Annotated in this window: 18 protein-coding genes; 15 read left to right on the top strand and 3 right to left on the bottom strand. The window is 48.6% G+C overall.

The window, feature by feature from the left end; genetic code table 11:
* Positions 1 to 550: 550 nt before the first annotated feature.
* From glpX to V6669_RS17115, 5 genes are all read left to right on the top strand, one after another.
* Positions 551 to 1,633, top strand: coding sequence for a class II fructose-bisphosphatase (gene glpX / locus V6669_RS17135; protein ID WP_091029562.1), 1,083 nt, complete (start codon positions 551 to 553; stop codon positions 1,631 to 1,633).
* 507 nt (positions 1,634 to 2,140) lie between these two features.
* Positions 2,141 to 3,190, top strand: a complete 1,050-nt coding sequence (locus V6669_RS17130) for a LacI family DNA-binding transcriptional regulator (protein ID WP_338587115.1) — start codon at positions 2,141 to 2,143, stop codon at positions 3,188 to 3,190.
* Between the two features lie 54 nt (positions 3,191 to 3,244).
* Positions 3,245 to 4,417 (top strand): Gfo/Idh/MocA family oxidoreductase, encoded by a 1,173-nt coding sequence (locus V6669_RS17125; RefSeq protein ID WP_076217227.1) that lies wholly within the window; start codon positions 3,245 to 3,247, stop codon positions 4,415 to 4,417.
* 70 nt (positions 4,418 to 4,487) lie between these two features.
* On the top strand, positions 4,488 to 5,213 hold the full coding sequence (locus tag V6669_RS17120) for a ThuA domain-containing protein (protein ID WP_338587114.1): 726 nt from the start codon (positions 4,488 to 4,490) through the stop codon (positions 5,211 to 5,213).
* Positions 5,214 to 5,309: 96 nt separating this feature from the next.
* Positions 5,310 to 6,416, top strand: a complete 1,107-nt coding sequence (locus tag V6669_RS17115; RefSeq protein WP_100527455.1) for a Gfo/Idh/MocA family oxidoreductase — start codon at positions 5,310 to 5,312, stop codon at positions 6,414 to 6,416.
* A 166-nt stretch (positions 6,417 to 6,582) separates the two neighbouring features.
* On the opposite strand, the gene V6669_RS17110 is transcribed toward V6669_RS17115, so the two are convergent.
* The gene (locus tag V6669_RS17110) at positions 6,583 to 7,401 is read right to left on the bottom strand and encodes a radical SAM protein (RefSeq protein WP_338587113.1); all 819 of its coding nucleotides are present in this window, start codon (positions 7,399 to 7,401) and stop codon (positions 6,583 to 6,585) included.
* Positions 7,398 to 7,982, bottom strand: a complete 585-nt coding sequence (locus V6669_RS17105) for a bifunctional transcriptional activator/DNA repair enzyme AdaA (protein ID WP_338587112.1) — start codon at positions 7,980 to 7,982, stop codon at positions 7,398 to 7,400. Before V6669_RS17105 ends, V6669_RS17110 begins: the two co-directional genes overlap by 4 nt.
* A 421-nt stretch (positions 7,983 to 8,403) precedes the next feature.
* On the opposite strand from V6669_RS17105, the gene V6669_RS17100 reads away from it, so the two are divergent.
* From V6669_RS17100 to V6669_RS17090, 3 genes are read left to right on the top strand one after another with little or no spacing between them, the layout of a single operon-like run.
* A complete protein-coding gene (locus tag V6669_RS17100) occupies positions 8,404 to 9,384 on the top strand; it encodes a Gfo/Idh/MocA family oxidoreductase (RefSeq protein WP_338587111.1) in 981 nt (326 codons plus the stop codon).
* Positions 9,385 to 9,414: 30 nt separating this feature from the next.
* On the top strand, positions 9,415 to 10,182 hold the full coding sequence (locus tag V6669_RS17095; RefSeq protein ID WP_338587109.1) for an SAM-dependent methyltransferase: 768 nt from the start codon (positions 9,415 to 9,417) through the stop codon (positions 10,180 to 10,182).
* Between the two features lie 15 nt (positions 10,183 to 10,197).
* Positions 10,198 to 11,091: an NAD-dependent epimerase/dehydratase family protein gene (locus V6669_RS17090; protein ID WP_338587108.1), complete on the top strand. Its 894-nt coding sequence runs from the start codon at positions 10,198 to 10,200 to the stop codon at positions 11,089 to 11,091.
* A gap of 425 nt (positions 11,092 to 11,516) precedes the next feature.
* Here the strand turns inward: V6669_RS17090 and V6669_RS17085 are convergent, their stop codons facing one another.
* Positions 11,517 to 12,533, bottom strand: a complete 1,017-nt coding sequence (locus V6669_RS17085) for a LacI family DNA-binding transcriptional regulator (protein ID WP_338587107.1) — start codon at positions 12,531 to 12,533, stop codon at positions 11,517 to 11,519.
* 412 nt (positions 12,534 to 12,945) lie between these two features.
* On the opposite strand from V6669_RS17085, the gene V6669_RS17080 reads away from it, so the two are divergent.
* From V6669_RS17080 to V6669_RS17050, 7 genes are all read left to right on the top strand, one after another.
* A complete protein-coding gene (locus V6669_RS17080) occupies positions 12,946 to 14,736 on the top strand; it encodes an L-fucose isomerase (protein WP_338587106.1) in 1,791 nt (596 codons plus the stop codon).
* A gap of 124 nt (positions 14,737 to 14,860) precedes the next feature.
* Positions 14,861 to 16,351 (top strand): rhamnulokinase family protein, encoded by a 1,491-nt coding sequence (locus tag V6669_RS17075; RefSeq protein ID WP_338587105.1) that lies wholly within the window; start codon positions 14,861 to 14,863, stop codon positions 16,349 to 16,351.
* Positions 16,352 to 16,421: 70 nt separating this feature from the next.
* Positions 16,422 to 17,084, top strand: a complete 663-nt coding sequence (locus V6669_RS17070) for a class II aldolase/adducin family protein (protein ID WP_338587104.1) — start codon at positions 16,422 to 16,424, stop codon at positions 17,082 to 17,084.
* A gap of 277 nt (positions 17,085 to 17,361) precedes the next feature.
* A complete protein-coding gene (locus V6669_RS17065) occupies positions 17,362 to 18,090 on the top strand; it encodes an FCD domain-containing protein (RefSeq protein WP_338587102.1) in 729 nt (242 codons plus the stop codon).
* 41 nt (positions 18,091 to 18,131) lie between these two features.
* The gene (locus tag V6669_RS17060) at positions 18,132 to 20,180 is read left to right on the top strand and encodes a hydantoinase/oxoprolinase family protein (RefSeq protein WP_338587100.1); all 2,049 of its coding nucleotides are present in this window, start codon (positions 18,132 to 18,134) and stop codon (positions 20,178 to 20,180) included.
* Complete coding sequence (locus tag V6669_RS17055; RefSeq protein WP_338587099.1) at positions 20,177 to 22,150, top strand: hydantoinase B/oxoprolinase family protein; 1,974 nt, start codon at positions 20,177 to 20,179, stop codon at positions 22,148 to 22,150. Before V6669_RS17060 ends, V6669_RS17055 begins: the two co-directional genes overlap by 4 nt.
* Before the next feature lie 68 nt (positions 22,151 to 22,218).
* Positions 22,219 to 23,355, top strand: coding sequence for an extracellular solute-binding protein (locus V6669_RS17050; protein ID WP_338587096.1), 1,137 nt, complete (start codon positions 22,219 to 22,221; stop codon positions 23,353 to 23,355).
* Positions 23,356 to 23,386: the final 31 nt, after the last annotated feature.

Genomic DNA, 23,386 nt, shown 5'->3' with positions numbered 1-23,386 from the left:
TTATTATTTTCGATGCCCCTCATAAGCTGCATCTATGGCTTTAGCAAAAGTTAAAGGCCTGATTAATACATAATTGACTGTATAAATTAGCTCAATAACCGTCAAGGGAGCAGGCTGATCTCAAGGATTATCATTGCAGTTTATTAGTTTATTTCTGCGTTGGGGCAGCCAGTCGAAAATCGTTTTCGTTTGTAGGCTATTAGATAGCGTTACGTTCTTAATAATCAGTATATAAGTTGTATATACCTCATGTTAAAAGAACTTTTTGCACATGAAACGGACGTGTTAATCCACCATGTTGAATTATTTAGTTTTAGAGCGGAAAATGGAAAATAAAATTAATATTTCAAGTAATAAATCAGGAGGATTGGACTCTTAAAACCAGCCGAAAAAAAAGTGAAATTGATCAAAATATTAATTGGATAAATAAGGTATAAAGCGTTCGAAAGGCGCTACTACGCCTTTTATAGATCAATTTCATATGGATTTGCGATGGATTTAGTACCGCTTTCACGTTATGCTTTTGGAAATTGGAAAGGAAGTGGGAAAAATGGAACGCGAACTGGCGTTGGAAATTGTCAGAGTAACAGAATTGGCTGCGTTAGCTTCAGCACCCTGGATGGGACGAGGCGACAAGAACAGTGCAGATGAAGCGGCTACTTTGGCCATGCGCGCCATGTTCGATTCCGTGTCCATTCGCGGCACGGTGGTAATCGGTGAAGGAGAAATGGATGAAGCACCCATGTTGTACATCGGCGAGGAAGTGGGCAACGCTGAGGGGCCTGAGGTTGACGTGGCTGTAGACCCGCTCGAAGGTACAGAAATCGTGGCCAAAGGACTAAACAACGCTCTATCGGTTATTGCAGTGGCGGGAAAAGGTAACCTGCTCCACGCACCGGACATGTATATGGAGAAACTGGCGGTAGGGCCTGCACTTGTAGGCAAAGTTAGCATTGAAGACCCGGTTGAAGTCACACTGGAGAAAGCCGCTGCCGCATTGAACAAAAACATCTCGGATCTCACTGTGATGATTCTGGATCGTGTACGACATGAGAGCACAATTAAGACCCTGCGCAAGGTTGGCGTGCGGATCAAGTTCCTCAGTGACGGTGATGTTGCGGGTGCGATGGCACCGGCCTTCCCCGAGGCGGGTATTGATCTCTATGTCGGATCTGGAGGAGCGCCAGAAGGTGTGCTGGCTGCCGCAGCGCTATCTTGCCTTGGGGGTGAGATTCAAGGTCGTCTGATGCCTGCCAACGCAGACGAATTCCAGCGCTGCTTGCAGATGGGAATTGATAATCCTTACAAAGTGTTAACGATGCAGGATATGATCGGCACAGAGGATGTCATTTTTGCCGCAACAGGTGTGACGCCAGGTGAGATCTTGGGAGGGGTACGATATCTTGCGGATGATAGAGCCGAGACGGATTCGATTGTTATGCGTGCCAAAACCAAAACAATTCGGTTTATTCGTTCCCAACACTTCCTGCCTAACAAAGAAGTGCTGCACAAAGTAAGACAGCTCCAATCCACGCCAGAACCCTCGGATCGCATTCCCAGTCATGTGAAAACAATGGAGCAGGCTGAGTTTAGTCAATCCTCCGTTGATCTTGGCGTTACAACGACGTTGTGAGCTGCACTCCCCATTATTGAACAAATAGGATCAACTGAAATCGTTGTAGTGACTTTGATAAGTACCTTGAACCCCTAAGGTTACAGGGCACGGATTCAATGAAAGTACCATCTCTGGCAAGATAATAATGAGGGCTTGGATTAACCCAAGCCCTCATTATTTTTTATGTTAAAAGCATTGACAACGGTTACATGGCATGAGAAAATGTACGCGCGTACATAAATATCGATTTTTAACCATTTTATGATTAAATGATGAGCTATATATGTTGAACTAATCATTTGCACGATAACGGAGAGGACAGAAAAAACCTGAAAAAGCAAAGCGTTCGCCTAAAAGCTTTCTGGAAGAAAGCTGCATCGGAAGCATACGCTATCCCCGGATTTTCCCCTTTAATAAAAAGGAATCGAAAAATCTGGGGGTAACAGCGATTGGAAGGTTGTTCTGTCATCGTAGTGCCCGTGTAAATAATCTTTAGTTTAATTTATATAAAAGGGGGTGAAATTCATGGCATCTCGTAAAGAAGTGGCTGATCTTGCGGGTGTTTCCGAGGCGACGGTCTCCCGGGTGCTTAATGGGGTAGGTCCTATTAAAGAAGAGACACGCCGCAAGGTTCTTGAAGCTTCCGAACAGTTAGGCTATGTGCCCAGCGCTCTTGCTCGCAGTTTTGCCAGAAGTAAAAGCGGGAACCTTGGCGTAGTATTGCCTTATGTTCCGAAGGCGCATCTGTTCTCGGCGTATTTTTTCTCGGAAATGCTGAGTGGGATTGGAAGCAAAGCCAGAGACAATGGCATGGACCTGCTGGTTATGTTCCGGACACCCGGTGAAGTAATGAATTATACGGATCTGTTCCGGCGTCAGAAAGTGGACGCTTGCATTATCCTTGGTGCCAGAGATGATCATGAAGAACTGGCGGCTATGCAGCAGCTTCACCGGGAAGGACACCCGTTCTGTGTCATGAATCAGCATTTTGAGGGCCAATCGTTCACGGAAGTGGATGCGGATCATGTGGAAGGAAGCAGGCTTGCCATACGTCATCTTACGGATCAAGGGTATCGCAAAATCGCTTTTCTCAATGGTCCGGACAGCTATTCCAACAGCCAGGAGCGAATGAAAGGTGTCCGTCTTGGCTTACAAGAAGCAGGTATGGAGCTGGACCCGAGTCTATTGCTTGAGGGGAATTATAGTAGACGGAGTGGCATTGAGGCGGCATCGATTGTAGCAGATCGGTTACATGAGATTGATGCTGTATTTGCGGCCAATGACCGGATGGCTATTGGGGTCATGCATGGTTTGCGTGAGCGGGGAATCCGGGTGGAGGATTTTCCGGCATTTGTGGGTTATGACGACTCCGATGCCGCCGAGATGGCGGTTCCGCCGCTGAGCAGCGTCAGGGTTCCGTTTTTTGAGATGGGTGAACTTGCAGCATCAAAGCTTATGCATGGGTCTGTGGGTGACACGCATAAAGCGAATAACTCTGTTGTAGCGGTAACCGAATCAGCAAGAGCGTTGCTGCCTACCGAACTGATCATCCGTGCTTCTTCTATCCGTCAATAGTTTATTGGTGCACATATTGAAAGACTTTTTATTATTCCAAAGGAGGAAATGATCATGTCAAATCGTCTTCGTGTCGGAATGGTTGGATACAAATTTATGGGGAAGGCCCACAGTAATGCCTATCGCAGTCTGCCGATGTTTTTCCCGTCTGCTCCGCTGCAGCCTGAGATGTCTGTGATCTGTGGACGTAACGAGCAGGGAGTGCAGGAGGCAGCAAGTCAGTTCGGCTGGTCCGAGAGTGTGACTGATTGGCGTGAACTAGTGAAGCGGGATGATATTGATCTGATTGATATTAACGCGCCAAGTGATGCCCACAAGGAAATTGCGTTGGAAGCAGCTCGTCAGGGCAAACATCTGTTTTGTGAGAAACCACTTGCCCTGTCGCTTGCGGATTCGCGTGAGATGCTTCAGGCAGCAGAGGATGCTGGAGTCGCCCATATGGTCGGGTTCAACTATCGTTTCTCACCAGCGGTGCAGTTGGCCAAAGATCTGGTAGAGAGCGGACGATTGGGTAAAATCTATCATTTCCGTGCGTTTTTCCTTCAGGACTGGATCATGGACCCTTCGTTCCCGCTGGTATGGCGTTTGCAAAAAGAAGTGGCTGGTTCCGGTTCCCATGGGGATCTGGGCGCGCATCTAATTGATCTGGCTCGTTTCCTTGTTGGTGAATTCCAGGAAGTTATCGGCATGAGCGAAACTTTTATCAAAGAACGACCACTTGCAGCCGAGATGACCGGGCTGAGTGCAAAGGGCAGTTCAAATGCGGATGCACCGAAAGGAGAAGTGACCGTCGACGACGCGACGTTGTTCTTGGCACGATTCGCAGGAGGTGCGCTGGGCAGCTTCGAGGCTACACGTTTTGCAGCGGGGCATCGTAGTACAAACTCGTTTGAGATTAACGGCAGCCTCGGCAGTGTACGCTTTGATTTTGAACGGATGAACGAACTGGAAGTGTACTTTACAAAGGATGAAGAGGACGTACAGGGATTCCGCCGTGTACTGGCAACCGATCCGGCACATAAATATGCTGAAGCTTGGTGGCCTGCCGGACATACGATTGGATTCGAGCACACGTTCACCCATGAAATGCTGGAGCTGGTGACAGCGATCTCTGAAGGACGACAACCATCACCGAGTTTCCACGATGGGGTCGCTTGTCAGGCTGTACTGGAAGCGGTAGAACGTTCGGTAACAGAACGGCGCTGGGTGACGCTTGAAGAGATGTGAGCAAGCAAGACAGTGATGTCAGGAATAGGGTTGAACACAACTAAACTAGGCGAAAGCGAGTGAATAAACGATGAGTAAAGCACTGATTGTATGGGGCGGCTGGGATGGACATGAACCGGAGCAGGTAGCAGCGATTTTTGAGCGTATTTTGAAGGAAGAGCAGTTTGAGGTTGAAGTCTCAAATACGTTGGATTCTTATGCGGATGCAGAGAAGCTTCTGGGTCTGGATCTGATCGTGCCGTTGTGGACGATGGGACAGATTGAGCAAGAACTCGTCAATAACGTATCCGCGGCTGTTCAGAGCGGTGTGGGCTTGGCTGGTCTTCATGGCGGGATGTGTGATGCCTTCCGAAATAATGTAGACTGGCAGTTTATGACGGGTGGACAATGGGTTGCTCATCCAGGCAATGATGGTGTGGAGTATATGGTGAACATGAAGCGTGGCTCTAGCCCGTTATTGGATCATATTGAAGATTTTCAGGTGAAAAGTGAACAGTACTACCTGCACGTAGACCCGGCAGTGGAAGTGCTGGCAACAACTCGTTTTCCAGTGGTGACAGGGCCGCATGCGGCGAATGGACCGGTAGATATGCCGGTTGTCTGGACGAAACGCTGGGGCGCTGGGCGTGTATTCTACAACTCACTGGGACACCATTCAGACATTGTAGACATGAAACCCGTGACTGAAATGATGCGCAGTGGATTCAAATGGACAGCAGCAGGTAAAGAACTTGCCAAGAGTCGAGTAAGTTCAGCAACCGAAGTGTACACAGGTATGGCGGACAACCAGAACTAATGAGATTGTAGTTTGATTGCAAACGTAACTTCAGTGTTAACCATTCATCCTCAATGGATAAACCATTTCTGATCCACGGCGAAGGGAGCCCCAGGTATGAAAACAATGAAAGTAGGCATTATTGGCTGCGGTAAAATCAGTGGAATTTATATGGAAAACTGTCACCGGTTCGAGGTGCTGGAACTTGTTGCTGTTGCGGATCTCGACCGGAAACGTGCCGAGGAGCAGGCAGCAGCCTATAACGTGCCTAACGTATACAGCGTCGACGAAATCTTGGCTGATCCCGAGATTGAGCTGATCATCAACCTGACCATTCCTTCCGTTCATGCGGATGTATGCTTGCGTGCGCTTGAATCTGGTAAACATGTTTATGTAGAAAAACCACTCGCTGTTACCCGTGAAGAAGGGCAGGCCGTGCTCGAAACAGCCAAGCGTAAAGGATTGCTCGTGGGCTGTGCACCAGAAACGTTCTTTGGTTCAGGCATCCAGACTTCACTTCAATTGGTTGAGGAAGGGGTCATCGGTAAGCCGGTAGCGGCGACCGCATTTATGATGAGCCGTGGTCATGAGCACTGGCATCCTGATCCGGAGTTTTATTACGCCTCTGGTGGTGGGCCAATGTTTGACATGGGTCCGTACTACCTCACGGCATTGATCCAACTGATGGGCCCGATCAAGTCGATCGCAGGCATGACAGGTAAAGCCATGGAAGAGCGTACGATTACGAGTGAGAAAAAGAGAGGCCAGACGGTTCCCGTCGAAATTCCAACTCACGTTACCGGTCTGTTACAGTTTGAACAGGGAGCCATTGGCACACTGATTACGAGTTTTGACGTATTTGGCGGAAGTGCATTGCCACCGATTGAGATATATGGCACGCACGGTACATTGCAGGTACCTGACCCCAATACCTTCGGCGGTCCCGTTCGTTACCGTTTGTTAGGTGAACATGAATGGACGGAAGTTCCACTTCTCCCAGGATATCAGGAAAATACACGCGGCATCGGTGTGGCAGATATGGCCTATGCAGCCCACAGCGGACGTGCACACCGGGCGAGCGGGGAATTGGCATACCATGTTCTTGAGGCCATGTGGGCATTCCACGATTCATCAGATGAGCAGACGTTCTACCAGATGAAAAGCTCCTGTCAGCGCCCGGCTGCATTGCCGGTGGACCTGCCATTGTATACATTGGATAAGTAAGATAGCCATTATTCTTTATATCATGACGAACAGCCCCTTTTCCTTTAAACCAGGAAAGGGGCTGTTTTTTATTAATTAAAAAAATCTGGGGATAACAGCGGATCGAAGGTTGTTCTGTCATTGGAATGTCCAGTGTAATATTCTTTAGTTCAATTTATATAGCCATTTAGGGCTCAAATCCCGCCTGACTGATCCAGATTTCATCCTCGGCAAAATAGTCTTTCATCCGCTGAACCACAGTCTGATACGCATCTGGATGATACCAGTGCTCCATCCCTACTTGCTGATAGAGCGACTCCATACCGAGTCGACGGGTGCGCTTGCCCTCGCTACCATCGCCCATGAAATAATCGTCAATGCATACACGCTGAACCAGAGGTCTCAAGATGGCTGCAAACTGTTCACTGCTGGGTAACACGGGAGCAATCGCAACCTGCGTGGGTATTCCGGCATCCCGCAACTGTTCCAGTGCACGTAATCGGCCTGCAATCGGGGGAGCGGAAGGACTGAAATGCTTGCGCATATCGTCCAGATCCGTCTCCACCGTCATGCTGACCCGAACCCGGTCACCTAACTGCTGTAGCAGATCTATATCCCGTGTAACGAGTGGACTGCGGGTCTGGACTAATACAAAATCGGGTGGATGCTGTACCATCGTTTCAAGTAATGAACGCGTGATACACTCCTTGTACTCAGCGGGTTGATATGGATCGGTACTGGATGACATGAAAAGAGTGACTTTCCCTTTCCTCAGGGCACGCTGCAATTCTCTTGCGAACACTTGGGAGGCCTCCTGTTTCACATCAACCCAGCTTCCCCAATCCTCTTTGCGAAACAAGGAGACAGGCATCTGTCTGACATAACAATAGGAACAACCAAAGGCGCAGCCTGTGTAAGGATTTAGCGTATGTGTATAGCCTTTAAGGAACCCTGTCCCCTTGTTGAGTAACGTTTTGGGTACTTTGTAAGTAAGGTTCGTCTTCATAAGTTCTCATGCCTTTCACGGTAATGTGCAGGTGTGAGACCTGTATATTTGCGAAATACAGTAATGAAATAAGCTGAGTTGGGTATACCGACATGGCGGCCAATCTCGGTGACGGTGTGTCTGGTATGTTCAAGCAACTTCCGGGCTTCGGTGATTCGTTTTTCCTGTATATATTGAACCGGTGTGCGGCCTGTAATCCTCTTAAACACACGATGCAGATGATAAGGACTGCCATGACTTACGGTGGCAAGGACATCCAAGGTTAGAGGTTCGGCATAATGATGTTCGATGTAATCCGTGATCCCGTATATCCACTCCTGATCAGGTACCCGCTCGCCTGTAGGTTTACAACGTTTGCAGGGTCTGAACCTTCGTGCCAATGCTTCTTCAACATGTTGAAATATCAGCACATTTTCAGCTTTGGGTGCTCTGGACTTACAGGAAGGTCGGCAGAAAATGCCCGTTGTCTGCACGCCGTAAAAGAACGTTCCATCATAAGAATTATCGTTGTGGATGATGGCATGCCAGTATTTTTCATCTATAGCTTCGGGCAGTATGCGATCTTGATCTGGACTTTCCACGGTAATCACCTCATCTTTAATTATACCCCTGATTCCAAGCGATTGACGAAGTTTCAACTTAAAAAGCAAGATATCGATATTTGGGATAAAGTACCTTCCTTCAATCTGAACGAAATATGAGCTACAATATACAGGATGGTATAAAGGTTATATAGGTTCAACTAAAACTTTCTACACGAGAACGGAGAGGACAGAAATAACGTGAAGAAGCGAAGCGTTCGCCTAAAAGCTTTCTGAAAGAAAGCTGCTTCGGAAGCATACGCTATCCCCGGATTTACCCCATTATAAGCGGAATCAAAAAAATCTGGGGATAACAGCGATCGGAAGGTTGTTCTGTCATCGGAGTGGTAAGTGTAAATATTCTTTAGTTGAACTCATATAGAACTCAAATGAAATTTATAGATGAAAGAGGTAGGTAGGCATGGTTCGTTTTGGCGTAGTGGGTACCAACTGGATTACGGAAAGGCTTCTGGAAGCCGCAGCACAGGTTGAAGGATTCAAATTAACCGCCGTGTATTCAAGAACTGAAGATAAGGCTAACGCATTTGCAGATAAATATGATGTTGAACACCGCTTCACCGATCTGGAAGAGTTGGCGGCAAGTGATGTGATTGATGCAGTCTACATTGCAACACCAAATACGGTTCATGCAGAGCAGGCTGAGCTTTTTCTGAGAAACGGTAAACACGTATTGTGCGAGAAACCTCTGGCTGCAAATAGCGCCGAAGTTCGGAGTATTATCGATACAGCACGAGAACATCAGGTTCTGCTCATGGAAGCGATGAAATCGACCCTTGTTCCCCAGTTCAAAATGGTGCAGAAGAGCCTGCATAAAATCGGTCCTGTCCGTAAATATGTAGCAGGATACTCTCAGTATTCTTCGCGTTACGACAAGTACAAAGAGGGGATTGTCCTGAACGCATTCAAGCCTGAACTCGCTAATGGGGCGTTAATGGATCTCGGTGTATATTGTCTCTACCCATTGATTACGTTGTTTGGTGCACCTAACCGGGTTCAGTCCCAAGCGATGATGCTGGAATCTGGCGTGGATGGACAGGGCAGTGTGCTGCTGGACTATGATGGGATGGATGCGGTCGTTACATACTCCAAAATCTCCAATTCTCATGTACCAAGCGAAATTATGGGGGAACTGGGCAGCATCATCATTGACAAGATTGGCTCACCAGAACATGCAGAGATACGATACAATGACGGTACGGTGGAGCAGCTCACAGTCGAACAAAACCATCCGGCGATGTATTATGAAGTGGAGGAGTTCGTGAATCTGGTTCATGAAGGCAAAAAGGAATCTGACATGAACACGTATGAACGCTCTTATGTTACGATGCAGGTCATGGATCAGATTCGGAAGCAGATTGGACTTGTGTTCCCTAACGATTGATTCAAGAGCAGGAAAGGTAGCTGAGACGAGATGAGAAGAGATGAGCAGAGCAACAATAGAGATGAGCTGAAGAACAGCGGAGAAGATCAGCAGTCCAATGATTCTGGTGGTTTGGAACTGTCACAGATTGTTTTCATCGGAAGAACCTTCGAGGAATATATGAAGATGTTCAACCTGACGGTGGAGGATCTTACAGGCAAGTCCATTCTGGATTGTCCAGGCGGTGCTTGTTCATTTAGTAGCCAGGCGCGCAACTTGGGTGCCAACCCCATGGCCGTGGATATGGCCTACGAATATGAGATCGACGAGCTTGAAGTAAAGGGATTTCAGGACATTGAGCATACGATGAAACAGATGGAACCGGTGCAAAGCATATATGTGTGGGATCAATTTGGATCAATCCAGGGGTTAAAGGAAGAGCGAACTCGTGCCATTACAGATTGCGTCGCAGATATGAGAATGTTTCCTGACCGTTATGTGGCGTCTGTGCTCCCGGATCTACCCTTTGCGGATGAACAATTCGATCTGACGTTATCCGCCCATTTCCTGTTTACGTATGCGGATCGATTGGATGTTGATTTTCATGTTGCAACCGTGATGGAACTGCTGCGTGTGACCAAACGAGAGGTTCGCATTTTTCCAACAGTGGATCTGTCTGGCGAACGTTACAAACACATGGATGAATTAAAATTAATACTTGAAGAGCGTGGGTACACGGTATCCGAAGAACCAACTTCATATGAGTTTCAACGGAACGCTAACACCATGCTTCAAATTGTTAAACATAATCGAACATGATAGGAGGTTTTTCGGATGAATAAAGTTCTTATACTTGGGGGTACACGTTTTTTCGGTAAACGTCTGGTAGATCACTTGCTGTGGGAAGGGAAGTCTCAGATCACAGTCGCAACTCGTGGTAAAACGGATGTCGATTTCGGTCCCGAAGTGAATCGAATTAAGATGGATCGTGAAGACCCGGAATCACTGGCAGAGGTTGCGCAGACAGACATGTGGGATGTTGTGTACGACAATATCTGTTATTCCCCAGATGCGGCGAAAGCGGCATGTGAAGCTTTTGCAGGTCGCACCAAAAGATACGTTCTGACATCCACACTCTCGGTGTACGGTGATCCAAGACCTGGATTTAAGGAAACGGATTTTGACCCGTATACATATCCATTACAGTATGGGAGTGCGGCCGATTTTTCGTATGGAGAAGGCAAACGGCTTGCGGAGGCTGTATTTTTCCAGGAAGCGGATTTCCCGGTTGTGGCGATGCGCATTCCCATTGTACTCGGGATTGATGATTATACGAGAAGACTTCATTTTCATATTGAACATGTGCAAAAAGGAAAACCGATCGGCATGCCAAATCCGGAAGCGGAGATTGGATTTATCAATTCCACCGAAGCGGCAAGATTTCTCGCTTGGCTTGGACATTCGTCCATTACCGGTCCGGTGAATGCAGCTTCCAAGGGCGCGATTACGCTGTCAGCCATGATTCATCTGATCGAGACGGTCACGGGCATGCAGTCCCAGATCCTCACGGAAACCGTAAAAGAAGACATGTCACCCTTCGGAATTGAGCAATCATGGACGATGGAGACGACAAAAGCTGAACAAGCGGGATATACGTTCGAACCTCTGATGGAATGGTTCCCGGGACTCGTTCGTGAGGTCGCTCTTGCATTACAGTCGGAGCGGTAGAAATATCGGCATGGATGGAACTGAATGAAACGACGAACCTGAATGAACCTGACAAACCAATCGGACCGGACAAACGGGTCATTCTAACGAATGAACATCAAACAGGGTGCAACCAGAGGGTAATCTCCGGTGCACCCTGTTTATGTTGTACATTTTTCTAATTTGAACGGGACCTAATCCAGATAAGTGGGACTAATCATTTACACGATAACGGAGAGGACAGAAAAAACCTGAAAAAGCGAAGCGTTCGCCTACAAGCTTTCTGCAAGAAAGCTACATCGGAAGCATACGCTATCTCCGGATTTCCCCTTTAAAAGGGAATGAAAAAATCTGGGGATAACAGCGATTGGAAGGTTGTTCTGTTATCGTAGTGTCAGTGTAAATAATTTTTGGTCCACTTATTTAGTCAATTCTGGTGCTTAACTCTATTCTTGCTCACGTGGAGCAGTAGCTGAAGCCCGTATACGCAGTTCTGACGGTAGAATGACGGTTTGGGCTTCGGAAGGGGCTTTTCCCTCAATTCGGTCAATCAGCATCTGTACGCCCTGAAACCCAAATTCATACGCGGGCTGTGCAGCTACAGTCAGGAAAGGATCAAAAGCAGAAGCCAGATCCAGATCGTCGAAACACACGACGGAGATGTCTTCTGGCACACGAAGTCCACGTTTGCGCAAAAGCCGGATGACCCCAATCGCCAGCATGTTGTTGGCGGCAAAAATGGCTGTTGGTTGATCCGGTTGTGAAAGCAGTCGATCCAGTCCCTCTACATCGCTGAAATCCCGGTACCCGGTACGAAGCACAAGCTCGGGATCGATATCAGCTCCGGCCTCACGTAAACCCGCTACATATCCTTCCTCCCGCAGTCTGGCGGTAGAAACCTCCGAAGAACCATTGACCAGTGCAATGCGCCGGTGTCCCAATTGCACCAGATAGCGGATCAGCTCAATCGCGCCTTCCCGGCTATCTCCGGCAATCATATCTGACGTAATGCCAGGTACGGTGCGGTCCAGAAAGACAAACGGAATGTGACGTTCCTGCAATTGTTTCAGATGAGGGAGAGAACGATCTCCCGCCGGGGCATAGAGTACACCATCCACGCGAGTAGACAGAATCGCATCTACGTAATCCTTTTCCTTATTGTAATCCTCGTCACTATTGCCAAATAAAAGACGGTACCCCCGAAGATGGGCTGCATCTTCAGCACCACGCGCCAGTGTTGTATAAAAAGGGTTGGTAATATCCGTAATCAGAAGGGAGAGCATCTGCGTTCGTTGAAGCACAAGGCTGCGTGCATTGGAGTTTGGGATGTAACCCAGTTCGTCGATCACCTGTTGCACACGTTCACGTGTCGCGGAACTTATGCGGCCTGTATGGTTAATGACCTTGGAGACCGTCATGGCGGAGACGTTGGCTTTTTTGGCAATATCGTAAATGGTAATCATTAGAATCTAACCTTTCCGCAACATAGTCTTACCATTCTATAGGATAATGCCAATTGACAGCAAGATAGGCTCATGCTATGTTAGGGTTACCGATAACCCTAAAGGGTTCTGAACGTCTTTACTACATAAACCATTTTGTTAAATTCGCTCATGCACGTTCCATTATCTCGAATAGAGGAACTACATACATAGCTAATTAATGAAGTGGTTTATTGTCATTTTTAAAATATGTAAACGCATTCAACACTCAAGTAGTGCTTTTGATAATCTGTGTATGCAACTCTTGCGTGCCACCCGGGTATCGGTTCTATCTCCGTCATTATCTCATTCCAAACAATGCATATGAATCAGACAGAAGGTTTCTCAATTCAACCCAAATTCTATGAAACGAATTGAAGGAGGACATTCCAGTATGACACATCAGGATTATCGTTATAAGCAGGCTTTCCCCAAGATTGGTATTCGTCCCACGATTGATGGAAGACGCAAGGGTGTTCGGGAGTCACTGGAAGAGCAAACGATGCGGATGGCGACATCTGTTGCGGAACTGCTTGCAGCCGAACTGCGTTATCCTGACGGCTCCGCGGTGGAGTGTGTTGTGGCCGAGACCTGTATTGGCGGAGTGGCCGAAGCGGCCGCAGCCTCAGAACTATTCAGCCGTTCCAACGTTGGCGTAACGATCACCGTGACACCATGCTGGTGTTATGGTACGGAAACGATGGACATGTCACCATCCATTCCAACAGCCATCTGGGGTTTTAACGGGACTGAGCGTCCAGGTGCAGTCTATCTGGCGGCAGTTCTCTCTGCCCATGCACAGAAGGGGATTCCGGCCTTTGGAATCTATGGAGAGGATGTGCAAGACGGCGGGGATACAACAATTCCCGATGACGTGCGTGAGAAATTGCTCCGGTTCAGCCGTGCGGGGCTTGCAGCCGCTACCTTGAAAGGGCAAGCGTATCTGTCCATTGGATCGGTATCCATGGGGATCGCAGGCTCGATTGTGAACGATTCATTTTTCCAGGAGTATCTGGGCATGCGCAATGAATACGTGGATATGAGTGAACTCACTCGTCGTATCGAAGAAGAAATCTATGACCCTGAGGAGTATAAGCTCGCACTGGCATGGGTGAAGGAGAATTGTAGCGAAGGTCCGGACAACAACGCTGCCCATCTGCAAACAGATCGTAAACGCAAAGAGTATGAATGGGAAACGGTTGTGAAAATGACCCAAATTGTGCGTGACCTCATGGTGGGCAACCCAAGATTGGCAGAGCTTGGGTTTACAGAGGAATCGATGGGCCACCACGCGATTGTATCCGGCTTCCAGGGACAACGGCAGTGGACGGATCATTCTCCGAACGGAGATTTTCTGGAGTCGATATTAAACTCTTCCTTTGACTGGAATGGCAAACGTGCGCCTTATCTGGTTGCAACAGAGAATGATAGCTTGAATGGAGTGTCCATGTTGTTTGGTTCGCTGCTGACACATACGGCACAGATCTTTGCTGATGTGCGTACGTATTGGAGTCCAGATTCAGTACAGCGTGTGACGGGACACCAGTTGGAAGGAAACGCGAAGGATGGCATCCTGCATCTGATTAACTCCGGTTCCGCAGCTTTGGATGGCACAGGACAACAGTCCAGAGACGGGAAGCCTGTCCTCAAACCTTTCTGGGAAATTACAGATGAGGAAGTTCAGGACTGTCTGAAAGCAACATCGTGGAGACCGGCATCCGTAGAATATTTCCGCGGGGGCGGCTATTCAGCGGATTTTCTGACCAAAGGTGGCATGCCTGTAACGATGACACGTCTGAATCTGATCAAAGGACTGGGTCCCGTGTTGCAAATCGCTCAGGGTTACACGGTCGATCTGCCTGAAGATGTGCATGATACGCTGGATCAGCGGACAGATCCAACCTGGCCATCCACCTGGTTTGCACCAGTTCTAACCGGATCGGGAGCGTTTACTTCCGTATACGAAGTCATGAACCAATGGGGCGCTAACCATGGCTCCATCTCGCATGGACACATCGGTGCTGATCTGATTACGCTCGCTTCCATGCTTCGCATTCCGGTCAATATGCATAATGTACCTGAAACGGAAATTTTCCGTCCGCGTGCATGGGGATTGTTCGGTACAAGTGAGCCGGAGAGCGCAGACTACCGTGCTTGCAGTGTGTTTGGCCCGTTGTATCGTTAAAATAAAGTTTCATTCCTGTCAAACGCCATGTTCCTTGTGAAATGAGGTAACATGGCGTTCTCTTGAAAGCTGTGTTCAGAACTCGAATACGGCATATCGCGTAGAGTTAAGGAGGCATGAAAGAATGGGCGATCAAGCAACACATGTGCTTGCTGCCGATTACGGCGCCGGTAGTGGACGCGTAGTCTGGGGTTCTTTTGATGGAAACAGACTCTCGTTACAAGAAGTGCATCGATTCAACAACGAACCCGTGCAGCTGGGGGACGGATTGTATTGGGATTTCTTGCGACTTTTTCATGAATTAAAACAAGGCATTGTGAAAGGGACGCAAGGCATCTCTCCATCGGTCCGTTCTATAGCAGTGGATACGTGGGGAGTGGACTATGGACTGGTGGATGGTGCGGGAAGGTTGTGCTCGAACCCACGTCACTACCGGGAAGCGCGTAATGCACAGTGGATGGAAGAAGTTCTGCACCTTGTGAAAGAAGAAGAACTGTATGCCATGTCCGGCGTTTTGCCGCAGCAGATCAATACCGTATTCCAACTGCTAGGCAGTGTACGAGAGCAGGCCGAAGTTTTGCGTCCGGATGTGCGCATGTTATTTATGCCGGATTTATTTCACTATTATCTATCTGGTCAGCAGGCTTGTGAGTATACGATTGCAAGTACCAGCGGGCTGTTGCATGCAGGCGAGGCGCGTTGGAATGAACATCTGATCGGGCGTCTCGGTATACCGGAAACATTATTTCCAAAGCTCATTCAACCGGGTACCGTGCTGGGCGATTTAACAAATGAGTTGTGCGCGGAGTTACGGACTGGACCGATGCAGGTAGTCTCTGTGGGCTCACATGATACCGCATCTGCCTTGGCAGCAATTCCTGCGATGGATTCAGATTTCGCTTTTATCAGCTGTGGTACCTGGTCTCTTATGGGGGTGGAGCGTGATGCACCTGTATTGGATGACCGAAGTCGTGCATGGGGATTCACCAATGAAGGGACGGTAAGTGGGAAAGTGCGCACCCTGAAAAATCGTTCAGGGTTGTGGTTGCTACAGGAATGCAAACGGCAATGGGAGCGGGAGAATCAACTTTTTACACATGAAGAACTGATTCAATTGGCTACCTTGGCAACGCCGCATCAAAGTTATGTATCGCCGGGAGATGGCGTGTATTTGGCGCCAGGAAATATGTCTGAACGAATACGGCAACAATGCAGTCTCACCGGACAGACTGTGCCTGAAACGACTGGAGCGATTGTGCGCTGTATTCTGGAAAGTCTTGCACTGGAATTCAGACAGACGCTGGATGAACTGCAGTTGATTACAGGTACAAGACCTCGTGTCATTCATATGGTTGGTGGCGGTGTACACAATCGACTATTATGCCAGTTTACAGCCAATGCAGCCGGTGTCCCGGTGGTGGCAGGCCCGGCAGAGGCGACTTCAGCCGGGAATTGCATGCTGCAATTCCTTGCACATGGTGAAGTGAGTAGCTTGGCCGAGGTACGGGAGGTCATGGCTGCTTCCTTTTCCCCCGAGACCTACGAACCTGAGGATACAGAGCTGTGGCAGGAAGCTTATGAAAACTACCAAAGTCTGAATCAAATCAAAAGGTAATGAACAGATTCAATGCAATGAGCATTAACGCAAAATGCTAAAAAGAAAAGTATGAGGAGTGGTGAGCAACATGTCTGAACAGCAAATAAGGGAAGAGTTGACGAAATATGCTTGCAGAGCAGTTGCCCAAGGGCTAGTGGTAGGACCCGGTGGGAATCTGAGCGCTCGCTCTGGGGGAACGATGTTGTTGTCTCCGAGTGGTTATGCACTTGAGGATCTGGAGCCTGACGAATGGATCGCCATTGATATCGAGACAGGAGAGACTCGTGCGGGAGCAACACGCCCTTCTTCCGAAGTATTAATGCATCTGTATAGTTATCGTGTGAATCCTGATATCCAAGCCATTGTGCATACGCATCCGGCATATACGATCGCACTCAGTCTTGTTTTCGATGAATTGCCACACTTGTTCCCTGATCAGTCTGCATTGGTGGGCGATATCGGGTTCGTTCCATATGTTCTGCCAACGACGAAACTTCTTGCGGATGCGGTCTCAGCAAAGGTAGAAGAACATACGGCACTCATTCTCGTCAATCACGGATTGGTCACAACCGGTAAAAACCTCCGCGAAGCCTATTACCGCACCCAGGTGGTGGAAGAGAGCGCAAAAGTATATATGATCGCCAAGGCAGCGGGGGAACCCAAAGTGTTAACTGCTGAAGAATATAAGGAAATCCAATCCCTTGAAAGTGAAGCCTACCGTGTGCAGTTGCTGCAACAACTCAAGTCCTGATAACTGATTCGTGATTTTAAAAGAATGCTACCTACGTTAAGGGCAGATTGCATCCGCCAGTTAAACACTGGCATAAAGGATGTGAAATGCTCTTTTTTAATCTTCATATTGAATTTGAAATGATCAGAATTTAGCTGAAAAAATAAATCTCACTAATTTGATGAGAATTATTGAAATTGCGATGTTTTGAAGTTATACTATCGTTAATCATCAATGAGTAACAACTACGAAGAAGTCAATTAGATAATAATTAAGTAACTAAGAGGGGTGAAATGTTGTGGGTCCTGAGCTAAACGAAATGGAGTTGGAATACGAACTGCTGAAGCAGCTTCGAGACGCGAGCGCTCCCATCGGGGCCAGTACGTTGGTTCATACTTTGGGCAAAACGTATGGTCTGAGTCAGGCAACCATCGGAAGAAGACTTATGGAGATGGATGTTGAAGGTTTTACAGTTCTGGAAGGTCGCAAGGGAAGGACTTTGACCGAGCAAGGTCTGGATCGAATGAAGACGTTGGAAAGAGATTTGCAGCAAAAAAGCGTGAATTCACAGTTAATTCAGATGCTCAACCATTCTGGGGAAAAGGCTCTGTTGGATGTTCTCGTTGCCAGAAGGGCTCTTGAACGGGAGATCGCTTCCCTGGCAGCACAGCGTGCCTCGAAAGAATACATAGTTCTGTTGCAAGCATCGATTGCGAACCAGCATGAATTGCTTTCCAAGAATATTATACCATACGAGGAGGACCGGGAGTTCCACAGATTACTGGCTTATGCTGCGCAAAACCAAATTCTTCTGCATGCGGTTGAACTGGTGTGGGAGACAAGCCGCGATTTTCTGGAGACAGCGTATATTCGCCGGAGAGTAGGAAGTGAATTAGTTGTGGATCATCAGCAGATTCTGGATGCTATTGTAGCGGGCTCTCCGGAGCAGGCTGAAGCGGCAATGGTGAATCATATCAACCAAATGATTGATGATGTCAAACGTTATTTCGCCATGCAAAACCAATAACATTCCTTAGAATGAGACCCTGTGATAAAGGAGTTGAGCTTGTGGACACGATCTACCGTTTAGGCATAGATATCGGAGGTACTTTCACAGATGCGCTGGTGATGGACCATCAGGGCAGGGTGGTTACGGCGCTCAAGACGCCATCGATTGCAGCAGCTCCAGAACAGGCGATTTTTAATGCACTTGATCAACTCAAGGCGAATGGTGTGAACATTCGTGAGATTGATCTATTTGTGCATGGAACCACGCTTGGCGTAAACACGTTAATCGAACGAAATGGTGCAATTACAGGTCTGTTGGTGACCAAAGGATTCCGTGACATTCTTGAAATCCGGCGGTTGCGACTTGAGGATACAACCAATCTATACGGTGACAAAACAGATGCGTTAGTACCGAGACATCGTGTCAAGGAAGTTGATGAACGGGTGATTGCAAGTGGGGGAATACTTCAGCCACTGAATCAGGAACAGCTGCTGCAAGCGGTGGATGAGCTGGTGGAGGATGGTGTTACTGCTTTGGCGATCAGTTTTTTACATGCTTATGTGAATCCTGCTCATGAAAAGCTTGCCGAAGATCTGATCAGGGAACGTTATCCGCAACTGTTCATCTGCCGAAGCAGCGCCATCTGGCCACAACAGCGTGAGTTCGAACGAACACTCGCAACGGCCATGAACGCTTATGTAGGTGACCGGATGGGGTCTTACTTCCTGCGTCTGCAAGAAGGGATTCAGGCATACGGCCTCAAAGCCAACTTGCTGTCCACCATGTCTAACGGTGGAATTATGACGGCTGCCAGAGCGGCTAATGAGCCGGTACGTACACTTCTGTCCGGGCCTGCTTCCGGTGTAATCGCCGCGACCCATATCGCTGAACGAGCTGGCATTCATCAGGTCATCACATTTGACATGGGTGGGACAAGCGTTGACGTTGCCCTCATTGACAAAGAACCGGCCTATTCATCTGAGAACAAGGTTGGAGATTTTCCTGTCATCATTCCTGCTGTTGATGTAACGGCTATAGGAGCAGGTGGTGGTTCAATTGCCTGGCTCGATTCCGTAGGCGTACTCAAGGTTGGACCGCGCAGCGCGGGAGCCAATCCCGGTCCAGCCTGTTATCAGCGCGGGGGAGAAGAGCCGACAACCACAGATGCCTATCTACAGCTTGGTATCCTGCATGCTGACCGTTTCCTTGGCGGACAAATGCGTCTGTATCCCGAACTTGCAGAGCGTACTCTGGGCAACCTGGGAGAGAAGCTTGGACTGAATGCCGAACAGACTGCGCAAGCCATTCTCGATGTGGCAACCGCCAATATGTATGCCCAGTTTTCCCCTCTAATGGCCCGCAAGGGAGTTGATCCTCGAGATTTTACGTTGCTCGCATATGGCGGAGCCGGCCCGATGCATGCTTTTCTGATGGCACGCGAGGTAGGTATCGGCAGAGTGCTGATCCCGCCATCTCCGGGAACACTGTGTGCCATGGGCTGCACGGTCGCCAATCTCCGCAATGATTTCGTTCATACTTTACACAAAAGTACCCAAACTCTGGAGTCTGGTGAATTAAGCTCTCTTTTCACTGAATTGGAAAACCAGGGACGTAGTTGGGTCGTTGAGGAAGCTCGTGGTGGTGTCAAGCTGGACAATATTTATTGCCTATACAGTGCCGATATGCGATATGAGGGACAGGCCTTTGATATAGAGGTCACGCTGACATTGGAAGAAATTGAAGATCCCAAGAAGGCAGGGATTAAATTCCATACGTCTTACCAAAACGTGTTTGGCATCAGTCAGCCAGAGGCAGAGGTTATGTTTGTAAGTCTGAGAGCGACCATTGTTGGTGTTTTGCCTACCCATAACACGGTAGATCCGGCAAATTTGCCATTCGATGAGAGTACAGCGGAAGAACGGATCATAACCTTTGACCATGTACAGCAGACAGCCAAGGTACTGAAAAGGGGACAGATTCCATCGGTGGATGCTCCCATCCCCGGGCCCATTATTGTGGAGGAATATGATACAACGATCTTTATCCCGCCTGGATATAAAGTATACCGGGATGGCCACGGGAACGTGATTGGGGAGGTAGAAGCATGATCGGCGACAAGGTCTTTCTTGAGATTTTTAACAACCGAATTCAAGCTGCCGTAGAAGAAATGGCGAATGTTGTTCTGCGCACAGGATTCACCGCTTTTGTGAAAGAAACGGGCGATTTTGGAACCTACCTCTTATCTCCATCCGGGGAAACGTTCGGGTCACCGCTGGAGACGGGTTACAATCTGTCTCTGGGCATCCCTGCTGCTACGACCATTAACAGCATAGAAGACTGGAAAGAAGGGGATCTCGTCATATGTAATGATCCTTATTCCACTAAAGGCATGGTCACACACCTTCCAGACATTCATCTCATCAAGCCTTATTTTCACGAAGGGCGAATCATCGCTTACGGCATGTGCTTTGTTCATTCATCCGATGTGGGCGGCAAGGTACCGGGGAGCGTATCTCCCAGCGCCTACGATATTCATATGGAAGGCATTCGAATCGCACCAGTCAAGCTGTATGAAGCTGGTGTTCTGAACGAACAGATCCTGCGCATGTTTCTGGACAACAGCCGAATTCCGGAGCAAAATCTCGGTGATCTCAAGGCGCTTATGGCTGCATTAAATCGGGGAGAGCAGCGGCTTGGGGAACTCATTGTACGATATGGTGTGGAGAAAATCGAGCAGGGCATCGAACATTTGCTGGAATACGCCGAGCTGAAGGCACGTGCCATCGTGCAGGATATCCCGGACGGTTCCTATGACTTCTGGGACTATCTGGAGAAAGGACCAGGGGGTTATCCTATCCGGTTGCGTTGCAAAATGACGATCGCAGGCACTGACATTCATCTGGACTTTAGCGGCACCGATCCTCAGGTCAGGGCTTCCTTCAACATTCCTACCCACAACCAACAGGGGCATTATATGCTGGTGCCCGCACTTATTCGTTATTTCCGTACGCTCGATCCAACGATTCCGTGGAATTCGGGCATGATCCGCATGGTGCGAAATTACGCGCCGCCTGCTTCCGTACTCAACCCGGAGCCGATGGCAGCTGTTGGGGCACGCGCCGCGACCTTTATTCGGCTGATGGACGTTATCACGGGAGCACTGGGGAAAGCTCAGGGCAGTATGGTTCCCGCTGCAGGAGCTGGACAGGCCTGCATCGTCATGATGGCGATGACAGATGCATCCGATGGCAAGAAAAAGGTGGGAGTAATTCAGCCGATCTGCGGAGGTTCGGGAGCTAGGCCGATGAAAGACGGCATTGATGGCATGGATTTTGCGGTCGGTCATCTTCGGAATATTCCTGCGGAAACGGTAGAATCCGAGATGCCTGTGTTGATCGAACATTATGGTCTTCGTGCCGACTCGGCAGGTGCAGGAACCTTCCGTGGCGGAAGCGGAATTGATTTATGTGTCAGAATTCTAACACCGGATACGGTGATGACGGCCAGAAACATGGAGCGTATGGAGTTCCAGCCTTGGGGCAGGCTCGGTGGTGGCGTAGGTTCACATGGAGAAGCGATTCTTAATGCTGGGCGCGCAAGTGAGCATCATCTGGGAAGAATTGATGAGCTGCTGCTTCAACCTGGAGAAACGGTTACGTTCTTGTCGCAAGGCGGAGGCGGATATGGTGATCCACTTGAACGTGACCCACGCCTAGTTCTGGATGATGTAAGAAGAGGGCTAATATCCACGGAGAAAGCTCTTGAGTTATACGGTGTTGTGATTGACGGCCTGGAGCTGAACGAGAGAAAAACCGAACAAATGCGAGCCAAGCGATCACGCCAGCAGGAGGGATTCGCCTATGGCAAAGCGCGGGAGCAATTTGAAGACATATGGAGCGATGAGATGCAGGTAACGCTAAATCAGGCCTTGCTGAATGCTCCGCTTGCACTGAGAGACTACCTGAAGCGTCAGACCATGGGCGTTGTAGAGGAGAAGTATAAGGATTCCCTGTCTGTAGATCCACGGGAGATATCCGACATTATGGAAGGTTTACGCCAGCAAATAGGGTTGCATTGATCAAGTGTATGGAGACTATCTAGTTCTGTCATATCGGTAAAACCAACTACATGGATGGGGGAATTTGTATGTTCAAATCCAATAAAAAACGCTTTCTCAGCCTCGCCTCTCTGACACTGGCCGGTATATTGGTGCTTTCGGCCTGCGGTGGAGCAGGCAGCTCAAGTAATACTGCCGGAGAGAGCGACTCTTCAGGAGCAAGCGGAGACAAAGTTAAGCTGACGATGTTTATCTGGGCTGGCTCCAATCAGGATGTTGTACCCAAAGAAGTGGTTGCCGAGTATGTGAAAGAACATCCCAACGTTGAAGTCACCTTTGAGGAATCCTCCAATTCGGTAATGTACCCAAAAATGGTCGCAGGCAAGCAGGCTGATGCCAACAATCCGGTGGTTAACTTCGGTTACTTCAATGCAGATGCGACGGCAAAAGGATTGAATGATGACATGTGGGAGCCGCTGGATACAAGTATCGTGACCAATATCAAGGATATCCCGGAATCCTTCCACAAGCCTGATAATAAAGGTGTGGTCTGGGGCGTTTCGAGCTTTGCCCTGGTGTATAACAAAGACCTGGTGAAAACGCCGCCTACCAGCTGGAACGATCTATGGGATAACGAGGAGTTCAAAGGAAAAACTGCGCTTTGGGACTACATGTTCTATTCCTATATCTCTCCACTGATTGCTACCAAAGGTCAGGAGATTGGCGCATCCTATGATAATCCCGAGCCAGCCTTCCAGTTCTGGGCAGATCGCAGTGACCAGATTGGCACATTGGTTTCATCCAATGATCAGCTGAAGGCGCTTCTGGAGTCAGGTGATGCTCTCATTGCCCCATTCAGTGCCCAGGTTGCACAGACATGGATTGATGGTGGTTCTCCACTGGCCGTAGCATATCCGAGTGAAGGTGCCATCTCCTTCCCGTACACACTTCAGGTCGTGAAGGGTTCGACACCTGAGCAGGCACGTGTTGCAAACGAAATTATTAACGAATTGTTGAGCGCAGAGGCGCTGTCACAATACGCGGAAGCAACGGGTACGCCAGTAACCAGTACGACAGCTGCAGTTCCGGACAAGTACAAGGATGATCCTTCATTCTCCGTCGAAACGCAAAGTAACGGCATTAATCCAGACTGGGATGTGCTTGCACAGAACAGTTCTTCCTGGAAAGAACTATGGGACCGTCTCGTGAAAACAAAGCTTCAATAAAAAGGATTGTTGCCAGAAACACAACGATTCC

The organism is Paenibacillus sp. Y5S-9 (genome assembly GCF_036894235.1).
Taxonomy (GTDB): domain Bacteria; phylum Bacillota; class Bacilli; order Paenibacillales; family Paenibacillaceae; genus Paenibacillus.
Note: the sequence above shows the minus strand (reverse complement) of the source record. Positions and strands in the feature narration are given on the sequence as shown.